Genomic DNA, 12829 nt, shown 5'->3' with positions numbered 1-12829 from the left:
TAAAAAGTAAGGGTTACAAACGATGGAATTTACAAATAAATTGGGGACCATAGATAGCACAATTTTTATTGTCTATGTCATAGGGCTGCTTTGTCTTGCCTTGTGGGTTTCTCGAAATGAAAAAAAAGAAGGCGCGAATACCGAAGATTACTTTTTAGCGAGTAAATCGTTACCTTGGTGGGCAATTGGTGCCTCTTTAATTGCCGCAAATATCTCCGCAGAGCAGATTATCGGTATGTCTGGCTCGGGTTATGCGATTGGTTTAGCCATAGCTTCTTACGAATGGATGGCTGCGATTACCTTGGTAATAGTCGGTAAATATATGCTGCCTATTTTTCTGAAAAATGAAATATTCACCATGCCGCAATACCTTGAGCAACGCTTTGATAATAAGGTAAAAACGACCATGGCCATTTTTTGGCTAGCGGTATACACCTTTGTTAATTTAACTGCGGTATTGTGGCTAGGTGGTATGGCTATTGAAACCGTTGCTGGTGTAGATTGGATGTTCGGTATGATATTCTTAGCCGTTTTCTCAGTGGCTTACTCTTTATATGGTGGCCTAAAGGCGGTTGCTTTTACCGACATCTTACAAGTCGTGTTATTAGTGTTTGGTGGACTGTTACTGAGTTATATAGCGCTAGATGCAGTTGCTGATGGTCAAGGCATGTTAGTTGGTTTTGGCATACTGACCGACCAAATGCCAGAGCATTTTGATATGATCTTAAGCCCAGAAAATGAACATTACATGAGCCTTCCTGGTATTTCGGTATTACTTGGCGGTATGTGGGTAATGAATTTTAGTTATTGGGGTTTTAACCAGTATATTATTCAGCGTGCCTTGGCCGCTAAAGACCTCAAAGAAGCGCAGAAAGGCATTGCTTTTGCTGCCTACCTTAAATTGCTCATGCCGATTGTTGTTGTTTTACCTGGTATTGCCGCGGTTGTGCTTTATCCAACGTTAACATCGCCAGATCAAGCCTACCCATCGATGATGGCAATGTTGCCTGTTGGCATTAAAGGTTTAGTCTTTGCCGCTTTAGTTGCTGCGATAGTGTCTTCATTAGCTTCAATGACCAATAGTATTTCCACCATCTTTACCATGGATCTTTATAGCCGCTTTAAACCTAATGAGAGTCAACGTCACTATGTCCATATTGGCCGTATTGCTGCATTAGTTTCATTATGTATCGCTTTAATCGTAGCTCAGCCATTATTGGGTAAGTTTGACCAAGCGTTCCAATATATTCAAGAATTTACCGGTTTCTTTACTCCAGGCATAGTGGTGATATTTGTTCTGGGTATGTTTTGGAAAAGAGCTACCTCAATGGGCGCATTATCAGCAGCCTTAGGCTCCGCGGTATTTTCGCTAATACTTAAATTTGCTTGGCCTGAACTACCGTTTATGGACCGTGTTGGTTTAGTCTTCTTGTTATGTTTAGCGCTTTGTTACTTTGTCTCTATGGCAGGTAAACCGCCTACTGAAGATAACAGTGTTAGTTTAGATGATGTCAGCTTTGAAACAACTAAGTCATTTAATGTTGCTGCTGTGGGTGTGATACTTATCCTAATAGCTTTATACGCTACTTGGTGGTAAACAAAGTTATAGAAAAATAATCATCTGAACAGTAATACCAAATTGGTATAAAAAAAGGTCAATTGCCATCCATTTGCTCATAAAAAGGATAAGCAATTGACCTTTCATTTTTTTGAAGGACAAATAATGCAAGTATTAGTCACAGGCGGGGCCGGGTATATCGGCTCCCATACGGTTTTATCGTTATTAGAAAATAATTACGACGTTATCGTTTATGATAATTTAACTAACTCAAGTCTTGAGTCTATTAAGCGGGTTGAAAAGCTTACCTCAAAGAAAGTTAAGTTTGTTGAAGGTGATATCTGCGATAAAGAAAAATTAAGTCAGCTATTTAAACAATCTGATATTGATGCCGTCATTCACTTTGCCGCACTTAAAGCGGTTGGCGAATCGGCAGAAATACCGTTACGTTATTATCAAAATAATGTCCATGGCACCGTTTGTATACTCGAAGTTATGCAGCAATACCAGGTGCATAATTTCATTTTTAGTTCGTCAGCCACGGTTTATGGTGAAGAAAATGACGTGCCCTATGTGGAAACAATGAAACTAGGGTCGCCTTCAAGCCCCTATGGCGCTAGCAAGGTCATGGTTGAACGTATACTGGCCGATTTAGCGCTCTCGGATAACAAGTTTAGAGGCGTATCTTTACGTTATTTCAACCCTATTGGGGCTCACGAAAGTGGTGAAATTGGTGAAGACCCAAAAGGCATTCCCAATAATCTTTTACCTTATATTGCCCAAGTTGCCGTCGGTAAACGTGACAAACTCAGTGTTTTTGGTGAAGACTTTCCTACTAAAGATGGCAGCTGTGAACGAGATTATTTACATGTGATGGATTTAGCTCAAGGGCATGTCGCAGCATTAGACTGGTTAGATCGTCACAGTGAATTTAACGGTGTTGAAGCTTTTAATTTAGGCACAGGTAACGGGGTGTCAGTGTTTGCAATTGTTCAAGCTTTCGAAAAAGCCATTAATAAAGCTATCCCCTTTGAAGTATCACCAAGAAGAGCTGGGGATCTGTCTGCTTTTTGGGCCAATGCCAGTAAAGCAAATAAAGAACTTAATTGGCACGCCAATAGAAGCCTAGAACAAATGATGACGGATACTTGGCGCTGGCAATCAAACAATCCAAATGGGTTTTTAGATTAATGACTTACTTGGCAACAGAGCTGGAAACAACAGCAGAAATAGAATTGGAATTAGAGATGGCAACCGAATTGGAATCAGAACTAGAATTAATAGCATTGACCAATGACTATGGCATGTCAGTTGAAATCATTAACTTTGGTGCCAGAATTAAGTCAATTAAGTTTCCAGTTAATGCTAAAGCAACGGAAATGATACTTGGTTATGCATCAGCAACCGATTACTTAACGGATGAGTTTTATTTAGGGGCAACTTGTGGTCGGGTGTGTAATCGCATTGCTGGCGGTAAGTTTGAGCTTGCTGGCCGTCAATATCAGTTACCCATAAATGATGGTGAAAACTGTTTACACGGCGGACCTGATAATTTCTCTTTGCGCTTTTGGCAAATCGATAAAGAAACCGTCACCGACTCTTCGGTAACTTTATTGCTTGTTTCCCCTAATGGAGACCAAGGGTTTCCAGGACAATTAGCATTATCTGTCACTTATAAGTTAAGTGCTGACAATAAACTAAGCATACAATACTCGGCTAATACTGATTCAGCTACGCCAATAAATTTGACTAACCATGCATATTTTAATTTGGGTGAAAAAGATTGCCAATCACTATATTTACAAATGATGTCTTCGGCATTGCTTGAAACTGACACCGCTAATATACCTACGGGGAATATTATTTCGGTAGCAGAGACAGATTATAATTTTAGAGAGCCTACTTCTATTGGTTATCGACAACAAAATACTGAAGATGAATCGCTTAAAACAAAAAACGGTTATGATCACTGTTTTGTTTTGGATAACGCGCCGTTCGAGCAGCCTAAGGCAATCCTTACTTCATTAAAAAATCAAATAAGTTTGTCTGTTTATACCGATCAAGCAGCAATACAGCTTTATACGGGATATTACTTAAGTGGCAAGTTTGGTTCATACCAAGGCTTATGTTTAGAAGCGCAAAATTATACCGATGCGGACAATAATAAAAATTTTCCTAGTAATGTATTGCAGCCTAATCAACAATATCAACGAAGAATTACTTATGAATTTGAGTCGATAAATTAGAACAGCACTTGGTTGCAAATTCAGTTGTAAGTTATTGATCTCAAATGATGGGTACTGCTACTTTTTTTACACAAATAGAACAATGGTTTACATGTAAGTTTTGTATTTAAGTTACTTATGTTTTCTAGGTGACTATTCTTGAGGGGACGGTGCGTCAACACATTATAGTATTGACAGTTCTGTAGACAATTGACGTTATTTTGGGGGCGTTATGTAGCAGAATTCGTTATCCGGAATATAAAAGCTAACTAATTGATTATTATCGATTAGGAGTAATTCTTGAAACTGTAAAGGGTTTGTAGCGCAGCACCTACGACGTAGAGTTAAAATTTATATCGCACCGTCACATTAGAAACAGAGAAAGCCGTTGATATTCAACGGCTTTCTTATGTCTGAAGCTTTTTAAATCAGTCCTGCAGGATTAACTGAGACAATTTACTTATTTAGCGCTATTAATTGAACTTATTAACGAAACAAAAAGTACTGATGAATTCTAACTATCCCTGAAGTCGTTCAATACTTAGCCCCGCAACCCAATATTACTCAAATTACCTTAACTGAAGCATTAGAGGGTTTTGTTAAGTATATTAGGCAAATAATCATTATCCAAATTTAGCGAACTTTTCTATTTTGTCGACGTTGTAATTCATATCTTATTAAACAGATATCTTTGTTATAAACGTAACCCTTATAAACAATTAAGATAAGCGCTGAAATTGAACCTGTAAAAGTCCAAACTTGTAAATTAATACTACCAAAAACTAAGAGTAATGTAGTAAGAATGCCAGTAACATGGACAAGTTTCATCATATTGCTTGGCCAAATACATGCTTCTTTTAAAAAATCATCGGTTAGTTCAGATAACCACAGCGTTTCTTCTTGTGTATTCATATTAATGTTCCTTATTTAGGTATATTTCTTTAAAAGATTTTTTCTCGGTAAACGATGGCGCATTTTATTATTCTACTTTCCGAAAAGCGGTCATAACGCATTTGATTGAGCCAAGAGATAACAGGTAATAGTACGGTTGAAAAGCTCGCTAGATCGATTAAGAATAACGTTAGCACCAGTAACATCATTGTTATGCCAGCAACATGGCTCAAATATAATTGCTTTAATGACCAATCAAGTACATCTTTAAGATCTTGCAAAGAAAGATCGGCTAAACCGTCAGAGCATTGTTTGTCTGTTGCCATATTTTTACGACTGTTATTAAGTGATGAGAGCATTAAAACAGATGATTCGGATGTTGACCTTCCGGGAACGATGTTATTTTTGCTTTTCCTTTTAAACTCCCTGAATGATAAGAGTGACCAAAACAAATGAAAATAGCCTTAGATATTGATGACACTATCACCAAGTACCCTGATTTTTTTTCACAAATTAGCCATGCGAATGAAGCTGTAGTGGTTACTTCTCGACAAAACACACAAGAGTCAATTGAACATACAATAAAAGAACTAGAGTTATTAAATATTAACTATTCGAACATATATTTTGCTGATTGGAGTGGTGACTCCGAAGAACAGCCGATTGAGCTAGTGGGAAAAGAGATTTTACTTTATCAAAAAATAATCGCATTTAAACAAGAGCAAGTTGAAGCTGTTTTTGATGATGATCCAACAGTACATCTATTAGTTAAAAAATATTTACCAGATGTTGCTTTGTTCTCTCCAATATAAGTATTGCAAATTTAAGTATCATTAATTTTAAAATCGGATCCCCAATCTCTTGGCTAGATGTTTCAATGAACTTATTAAACATGCTATTGAATACAAATCTTTTTTAAGTTCAATACATTGAAGGTTGTGTTAGTCGTATTTATTCACTTTTAGATATTTGTCACAATAAATTAACAGGTTGCTTTAGTTTGTTTACACCCGTTCCTTTATTGTAAATGAGTCTGTTTTTTATTTGTCAGAACAGATATTCTGATCGGACGAAATTAAAAGGCAAGTGAATATTTTTTATTTTTTGAAATATATGTAGACGTCAAATTTTACATTTTTATAAGGTATACAAGATATGAGTAAGCCACGTTATTTAACTAAGTCTCGATTTAAAATGGCTACAGAGTGTCCAACTAAACTTTTCTATTCGGGTAAAAATTCCTATGCCGATAGCAAACTCGAAGACTCATTTTTACAAGCATTAGCAGAAGGTGGTTTTCAAGTGGGTGAGTTAGCTAAATGTTATTACCCTCAAGGACAAGCCATAACCGCTATTGATTACGAAGAAGCACAACAACAAACATTAGCACTATTATCCCAAGAAAACGTGGTGCTATTTGAACCCGCTATTCGTTTTAATAACCTTTTTGTTCGCATTGATATTTTAGTCAAACAAGGTAATCACTTCGAATTAATAGAAGTAAAAGCAAAGTCATATTCAAAACAAGAAGACAACGAGTTCCTTGGGGCAAGGGGGGGGATTATTTCTGGCTGGAAACCGTATTTATACGACGTAGCTTTTCAAAAACATGTTTTAGAAAAAGCATTCCCTAACAGTACCGTTACCAGTTTCTTAATGTTAGTTGATAAAAACTCAGTGGCTGTGACTGACGGTCTAAATCAAAAGTTTTTAATGACCAAAGACGCTAACAACAGAAAAGGTGTAAAAGTATCGTCAAATTTAACCGCGGAAGACTTATCAGCACAGTTCTTAACTAAAGTTAATGTCGATAAAATATTGAACAAAGTATATGCCGAAGAACTTGCCACAGGTATGCCAACTAATACCTTCAAAGGTAATATTGAATTACTGGCTCAGTATTACGAAAAAGATGAAAAAATAGCGCCTGTTATTGGCAAAAAATGTAAAACCTGTGAATTCACTTGTACAGCACAAGAAGAAGCTGAGGGTAAATTAAGTGGTTATAAAACATGCTGGAAAGAACAGTTACATTGGCAAGACGAAGACTTTAATGATCAAAGTGTTTTACAAATTTGGAGTTTTAAGCGTGCGGAAGAGCTTATTAATGAAGGTATTGTAAAAATTAAAGATGTTGAAAAAGAGCATCTCAATATAAAAACATCTGACAGTTTTGCGATGACGCAATCTGAAAGACAATGGTTACAAATAGAGAAAGTTAAAAATAACGATACGAGTATTGAATTTGATAGCGGTACCATGGAAGCAGAAATGGCAAAATGGACATATCCATTACATTTTATTGATTTTGAAACCAATGCCTCTGCCATCCCCTTTTTTAAAGGAATGGCTCCTTATGAGGGGATCGCTTTCCAATTTTCTCATCATGTTTTACATGAAGATGGCCGAGTAGAACATGCGGGTGAGTTTTTAAATACGGAAGTCGGGCAGTTTCCTAATTTTGAATTTGTCCGTGAATTAAAGCGTCAATTAGAAAATGATGAAGGCACTATTTTTCGCTATTCATCCCATGAGAATACCTACCTTAATCTGATTTATCGACAATTGGCGGTATCGACAGAAGTCGATAAACTTGAGCTAAGCGATTTTATTAAAACTATCACAAAATCAGGTGATAAGAGTAAAGAGATTTGGAGTGGTGATCGTTTGATGGTTGATTTATGGGTATTAGTGAAAAAATACTATTACGACCCTGCAACTAATGGTTCAAATTCGATAAAAGCTGTATTACCAGCGGTATTAAACAGTTCTGCATTTTTAAAAGAAAAATACGGGCAAGCAATTTATGGCAGTGAGCAAATGCCAAGCTGTAATTTTACCAAGCAACAATGGCTTCAAATTGATAATGATGGCCAAGTAAAAGATCCATATAAGTTATTACCCAAAATGTTTGCCGATATTAGTGAGCATGAAGCAGACTTACTTAGTGAAACAGATGAGTTGAATAATGGTGGCTTAGCATTAACCGCTTATTCTAAAATGCAGTTTACTCAAATGTCTGAATATGAACGAACTGAACTTGATAATGCATTATTAAAATACTGCGAGTTAGACACGTTAGCTATGGTGATGATTGTTGAAGCTTGGCAATCGTGGTGCAGGTCGTAGATTTTTTAGTAATTCAAGTAGATTAAATTAGGAGATTAAATGAATATTTTTAGTGTTATGTCATCAGGTGACGGTATTGTTAATGAAGCTAACATTACGAGTGTTTTGTCATACTTACTTGACCCTACAGAAGGACATGGCTTACGGGATTCATTTTTAAAAATATTCTTAAATGCATGTCTTCCCGACACGCTTGAATTTAAGAAAGTACTTAACCAAATATCATTATATGGAAATGAAGATATAATGGTTAAAGTAGAGATTGAAGACACGTATATGGGTTTTGTCGATTCTATTAGTGACAATAAACAACGGGATATTGATATAGTTATCAGTCTTTATTATACGGGAGGACAAGAAGAAAAGTTATTTCTTGTTGTACCTATTGAAAATAAAATAAAATCAGACTCTGCTGGCGATTCATTTCAATTATTAGATGAGTATCAACTACTTGAGAGATCTATCATCAATGAACTGCATGTTGACAATCCAATAACAGGTAAGTCTCCACATATACATTTTGTTTACCTTACGCCTAACATCTGTCAAAAAGGGTTAGAGCATAATTTTAATCAATTAACCTATATGATAACTGAAAAATCTTTACTCCAAGCGAGTTATTGCCATATGCAGTGGGAATTCAATAAAGGGCATAACGATTCATCAATATATACTTTATTGACCGATTTATTAATAAAAGAGCAACTAGGTGATATTGATTCTGTTTCGCCATTTTCATTGTTGTTATTAAAAAATCTAAAAGCATTTATCAGGGAAGTCATCAATAAAGGCAGTGAAGAGCAAGTATATTGGCGTAGATCTAATAACGCTCCTGAAGCTATAGATGATAAAGCTTTCTGGAGTAGATGGGATGTAGACTCTCCTCATACAAAACCACTGGCTATAGAGTTATATGAGCAATTAAGCAACCCAAATCTTCGGCAAAAAACGACTAAAACACGGCTGAGTTTATGGCACACAGAAAAAGATAGAATGTGCTCATTGAGGCTCGATGAATCAAACCAAAACTCATTATGCATTGAAGTTAACTTGCGTGTAGATAAAGATATTAAAGAAGTATTTAATGAAAGTAACTGGCCTGAAGGTGTCATTATAAAATCACCAAGAGAGAAGCTCTTTAAATTTAAAATAAATGCGCAACAATGGTTGAAAACACCTGATACTGTTCGAAGTACTTTTATTCAAACAATAATTGATATTTCAACTTAGTTGTATTTACTAGGTTTTAACAAATAATTCATAAATAACGTAATACTGAATATAAAAAGCAAAGGTATTTTAGGACAAACGATGACTTATCAATCAATTTAAAGACACCATTGTGACTTTTTTATAAAGGAAAATATTATGACTGAACTAAGAGAAATACCTCTAAAGCCTTATTATGTATATGAATTAGTGGACCCTGAAGATTCTATAGTATTCTATATTGGCAAAGGCACTGGCAAACGAGCTCTCTCACATGAAGTAGAGGCTTTAAATTCTGATCATGATAAAGATAAGTTAACCAAAATACGAGAAATCTTAGCTCGAAATATCAACAATAAGATTGGTGTTCGTGTCATAGGTCGTTATGACACAGAAAACGAGGCGTTTTCTGTTGAAAGTACCTTAATTAATTGGGTCTATGGTATTGATAATTTGACGAACATATCAAGAGGTCGTCACGCAGACTATATGCGTCCCTTTGAAAATAATGAGAATATCGTTGGTATTGATATCGTTAAAAACGCAGCTATACATGGTACAGGATACCTTCAAGATAAAATTGAAAACCATGACCGCTACAATCACATGTCGCACGCAGAAGACATCCGTGATTTTATCATAGAAAAAGATTCCACATTCGATGTAGATGCACCTTGTTACTGGGAAGCAGGTCGATATATTGCTGTTTTTGTTAATTTAAACTCGAATTTAAGACTGATAATACAACTAACAGATAGTGGTGCAAATAATATTGTCTTTAATCTAAAACCTATAAGTGAGAATAGAGTCGATCGACAAAAATTTTCGAATTATCTAAATCAATACAATGAGTTATCTGTAAGAAATAATGAATCTTATTCTAAGTTACCCAACTGGGAAAACTTTAAAGTAAAAAGTAATGATCTTGAAAAAATATTTAAACAACTTACTTATGCTAAAAATTATTTTAATTCGAATGTTTGATTCGTTTTAATTCTTTATTTTTAATTTAGTTAGTAAAGGGGGTATGAATGCAAACCCACAATATAGTAATTTGTTTTCTCAACGAAGCAATGAACTTTTTCAAGTACCTTTGCAACTTCTGTTGGTTTGTAAATTACCTTTGTAAATAACTATTTGAAATAGAGCATACAACAAAAAAATAACAAAATCGGACCTTAGATATCAAACATTACCAATAAACTAGACTTAATCCTCGAAATACTAACTAAAGAGAGAAAACTATGTTTATATTCGAATCTGCATTTGGTGAGTTGTTTTTTTATATTATTACCTGTATTTGGTTTAATGTTATGCCGAAAAGAGCCTTGTTAATGGCTGTTATAGCATATTGTGGTACACACAATATGTTACTACAAGATTCATTACTATTATGGTGTGGCCTAATGGCATTTACTTCGCTGACCAATAGAAAGTTTGGTTTTGCATTTTTAGTAGGATTTGGCTTAGGATCCGGGCAAATTCAAGATTGGTTAAAAAGAAGGATACTTTAGGCGCTGTTTAGAAATAGTTATATTGATAAAATATCGATATATTTAGATAGTTAAAAAAATTAAAGAAAGCTTTCGTTTAATCACTGGAGATTAATATGCCATCACGTCCAATCGTTCAAGACTGTTTAAATATATTATCAAGTAAAACGAAAGAGAATGATCCTGACATACATGAAATCAATACCTTATTTGATTTAGATGGTGCTGACTTTGACTCAGCCATTGCTGCTATATTACCTCCGTTTGAGTCGAGTGCAATTCCACTTAAAACCATTTATAAAATGTATATTGCCTCGGGTGTAGAAGGGCAACCTCTTGATACAATGCAAAGTAGAATCAAAAATGCTGTAGAACGCTTAACCTTTAAGCATTCAACTTTACAAGTTATTGGTGAAGACAGTTCAACTAGAAATAAATATTATTGGCTTAGCTCTAAAGCAAAAAACAATGCTTTGTGTAAAACACAAAACATGCCGCTTTCAACTGCTATGGCGTTTGATTTAGTACGCAGTAATTTTGGTAATATTTTACCGCCGGATATTGCAGGAGAATTAGCACCGTTATTTGATAAAGCCAAAAAAACGATAGAAAAGCTTCGTGTTATCAGGCGCACCATAGATGCTAGTGATTATGTGCCCTTTTCCACGCCTTGGGTGAAAACTGCAATCAACGAAGAAAACTATCGTCTTATATTTGATGCAATTGAAAAACAACAGGTGATTCATGCCGAATATGAATCAGTACATCAAGATGTAGTGCCCAATAATATTATTTTTAGCCCTCAACAAGTCAGAGTTCAGTATGAACAAACACAAGTTATTGGTTATTTACATAATAACTTGAGAGCAGGGCAAGAGCTTCCCACAGAAGAACAAGGCATTTATCGTCACTTTGATATTAATAGATTTAAAAATATAAAATTGATCGATGAAGACTTTAAAATAAAAGCTCAGCATAAATATCAGTCGTTTGACCAGCCTAAAGCACCATTTAAGTTTGTTGCTTATGTTAACCCGTGGGTGAAAGAAAACTTAACTCAAACGATGTTTTCAACAGATCAGAAAATTACTGCATTTGAAGATCTTGTTGTTGAAGAACAACAGTTAATGAAAACGTGTTTAACACAATCAGCGCCAACTAAACCTTGGTTTAAAATTGAAGCAACCATTGAATTAACCAGTCAATTTTTGGATCACCATGACGGTTGGGACGCATGGTTTTTTGTTAACGCGATAAGTATGTTTGGTGCTGATATGATCGTAACCGAACCTAGCCAAGTGGTTGATGAAATACGCAGGCGACTTGATAATAATTTTGCTTCTTATCAAAAGCTAGCCGCTCATTCGTAAATATTAATGTAATAGTGAAAGGTATTTAACTTTCACTATAAAATATACTCATAGAAGGGTAATAAATACCCCTAAAGGTTGAAAAACCCATAACATCCATTGAGGCCATATTTTAGTTATTAAAAATAATTTCAATAGATAGATTAGATAAACCAAGAGGATCTTCTACGGGGTTCATAAGAACTCTTTATATTGTTATTACGACTGTGTTTATAGGCAGTTATTGTTCGCCTTAATGATATTAAACAATAAAACTCTTATTTTGGTTATCCTCTATTGAAAAATATGAGTGACTTGTTCTTTGTTGTTTTGAATAACATCGATAATCACATCTGTAATTTTGTTTCCGCCAGCGAATGAAGGCTCTATCGGGGAAATTTCAGAATAGTCAGCTTCATCATCGCAGGTATTTCTTAAATCAATAACATTGAGTTTAAAACTAATAGCAACATCAAGTATTACCTCATTAAATAGCGCTAGTGCCGTTTTTTCTATATGACCCAAGCCTGGAACATTGTTATAAACAGTACACAAGGTAATGTTCTTGCAATTTATTGCGGCACAGCTTTTTAATACATTATCGATCATACCTAAATAGTCACGCTTAAAGTTCACAATTGCATTGTTAAAAAGTTCAAATGCTTCAGTAACACTCGTTACTTGAGAATTTAATATATAGGCGTTTTGTAAAGCGTCATTACCGCCAACACTTATAAATAAGTCACTACAATCACTAGGTAATTGAGTTAATTGTTGATTCACATTATTGGATATGTGTCCGTCAACCGCCAATAAAGTATAACTGTCTCGGGAAGATAACTTTGATCTCATTAAATCACTAACCGTGTCTCCATGGGCTACATAGGGTTTATTGTCAAAAATTGAATCACCTGCTAGTACAACATGTCTCATAATATTTTCTCTGTTTTTGTTAGTAAATCTAAAGTACGTGCA

General features: G+C 35.1%; 12 protein-coding genes. 9 read left to right on the top strand and 3 right to left on the bottom strand.

Going from position 1 to position 12829, the window contains the following annotated elements; all coding sequences use genetic code 11:
* Positions 1-22 precede the first annotated feature (22 nt).
* From F580_RS0116550 to F580_RS0116540, 3 genes are all read left to right on the top strand, one after another.
* Positions 23-1597 (top strand): sodium/sugar symporter, encoded by a 1575-nt coding sequence (locus F580_RS0116550; protein ID WP_019028867.1) that lies wholly within the window; start codon positions 23-25, stop codon positions 1595-1597.
* 126 nt (positions 1598-1723) lie between these two features.
* Positions 1724-2749: a UDP-glucose 4-epimerase GalE gene (gene galE, locus F580_RS0116545; RefSeq protein ID WP_019028866.1), complete on the top strand. Its 1026-nt coding sequence runs from the start codon at positions 1724-1726 to the stop codon at positions 2747-2749.
* A complete protein-coding gene (locus F580_RS0116540; protein WP_019028865.1) occupies positions 2749-3804 on the top strand; it encodes an aldose epimerase family protein in 1056 nt (351 codons plus the stop codon). Before galE ends, F580_RS0116540 begins: the two co-directional genes overlap by 1 nt.
* 612 nt (positions 3805-4416) lie before the next feature.
* Here the strand turns inward: F580_RS0116540 and F580_RS0116535 are convergent.
* Positions 4417-4695, bottom strand: a complete 279-nt coding sequence (locus F580_RS0116535; protein ID WP_019028864.1) for a hypothetical protein — start codon at positions 4693-4695, stop codon at positions 4417-4419.
* 29 nt (positions 4696-4724) lie between these two features.
* Entirely contained in the window at positions 4725-5000 is a 276-nt protein-coding gene (locus tag F580_RS0116530) for a hypothetical protein (RefSeq protein WP_157443150.1), read from the bottom strand.
* A 126-nt stretch (positions 5001-5126) separates the two neighbouring features.
* Here F580_RS0116530 and F580_RS0116525 point away from each other — a divergent pair, with 126 nt between their 5' ends.
* The 6 genes from F580_RS0116525 (at position 5127) to F580_RS0116500 (ending at position 11875) form a co-directional block, all read left to right on the top strand.
* Entirely contained in the window at positions 5127-5486 is a 360-nt protein-coding gene (locus F580_RS0116525) for a hypothetical protein (protein ID WP_019028862.1), read from the top strand.
* A 343-nt stretch (positions 5487-5829) separates the two neighbouring features.
* Positions 5830-7803 (top strand): DUF2779 domain-containing protein, encoded by a 1974-nt coding sequence (locus tag F580_RS0116520; protein ID WP_019028861.1) that lies wholly within the window; start codon positions 5830-5832, stop codon positions 7801-7803.
* A gap of 39 nt (positions 7804-7842) precedes the next feature.
* Positions 7843-9033, top strand: a complete 1191-nt coding sequence (locus F580_RS0116515; RefSeq protein ID WP_019028860.1) for a PD-(D/E)XK nuclease family protein — start codon at positions 7843-7845, stop codon at positions 9031-9033.
* A gap of 138 nt (positions 9034-9171) precedes the next feature.
* Positions 9172-9996, top strand: a complete 825-nt coding sequence (locus F580_RS25600; RefSeq protein ID WP_019028859.1) for a GIY-YIG nuclease family protein — start codon at positions 9172-9174, stop codon at positions 9994-9996.
* Positions 9997-10256: 260 nt separating this feature from the next.
* Positions 10257-10526, top strand: a complete 270-nt coding sequence (locus F580_RS0116505; RefSeq protein WP_019028858.1) for a hypothetical protein — start codon at positions 10257-10259, stop codon at positions 10524-10526.
* A gap of 95 nt (positions 10527-10621) precedes the next feature.
* Positions 10622-11875: a WYL domain-containing protein gene (locus F580_RS0116500; RefSeq protein WP_019028857.1), complete on the top strand. Its 1254-nt coding sequence runs from the start codon at positions 10622-10624 to the stop codon at positions 11873-11875.
* Positions 11876-12148: 273 nt separating this feature from the next.
* Here the strand turns inward: F580_RS0116500 and F580_RS24735 are convergent, their stop codons facing one another.
* Positions 12149-12787 (bottom strand): SGNH/GDSL hydrolase family protein, encoded by a 639-nt coding sequence (locus tag F580_RS24735; protein WP_019028856.1) that lies wholly within the window; start codon positions 12785-12787, stop codon positions 12149-12151.
* Between the last annotated feature and the right edge of the window lie 42 nt (positions 12788-12829).

This window comes from Colwellia piezophila ATCC BAA-637 (genome assembly GCF_000378625.1).
In the GTDB taxonomy this organism is placed as follows: domain Bacteria; phylum Pseudomonadota; class Gammaproteobacteria; order Enterobacterales; family Alteromonadaceae; genus Colwellia; species Colwellia piezophila.
The sequence above is the reverse complement of the archived record's forward strand: the minus strand, read 5'-3'. Positions and strand labels throughout refer to the sequence as shown.

Coding starts and splice junctions, on each gene's coding strand:
- F580_RS0116530 (WP_157443150.1), bottom strand. CDS start 5,000: ATGGCAACAGACAAACAATGCTCTGACGGTTTAGCCGATCTTTCTTTG.
- F580_RS24735 (WP_019028856.1), bottom strand. CDS start 12,787: ATGAGACATGTTGTACTAGCAGGTGATTCAATTTTTGACAATAAACCC.
- galE (WP_019028866.1), top strand. CDS start 1,724: ATGCAAGTATTAGTCACAGGCGGGGCCGGGTATATCGGCTCCCATACG.
- F580_RS0116535 (WP_019028864.1), bottom strand. CDS start 4,695: ATGAATACACAAGAAGAAACGCTGTGGTTATCTGAACTAACCGATGAT.
- F580_RS0116540 (WP_019028865.1), top strand. CDS start 2,749: ATGACTTACTTGGCAACAGAGCTGGAAACAACAGCAGAAATAGAATTG.
- F580_RS0116550 (WP_019028867.1), top strand. CDS start 23: ATGGAATTTACAAATAAATTGGGGACCATAGATAGCACAATTTTTATT.
- F580_RS0116500 (WP_019028857.1), top strand. CDS start 10,622: ATGCCATCACGTCCAATCGTTCAAGACTGTTTAAATATATTATCAAGT.
- F580_RS0116515 (WP_019028860.1), top strand. CDS start 7,843: ATGAATATTTTTAGTGTTATGTCATCAGGTGACGGTATTGTTAATGAA.
- F580_RS0116505 (WP_019028858.1), top strand. CDS start 10,257: ATGTTTATATTCGAATCTGCATTTGGTGAGTTGTTTTTTTATATTATT.
- F580_RS0116520 (WP_019028861.1), top strand. CDS start 5,830: ATGAGTAAGCCACGTTATTTAACTAAGTCTCGATTTAAAATGGCTACA.
- F580_RS0116525 (WP_019028862.1), top strand. CDS start 5,127: ATGAAAATAGCCTTAGATATTGATGACACTATCACCAAGTACCCTGAT.
- F580_RS25600 (WP_019028859.1), top strand. CDS start 9,172: ATGACTGAACTAAGAGAAATACCTCTAAAGCCTTATTATGTATATGAA.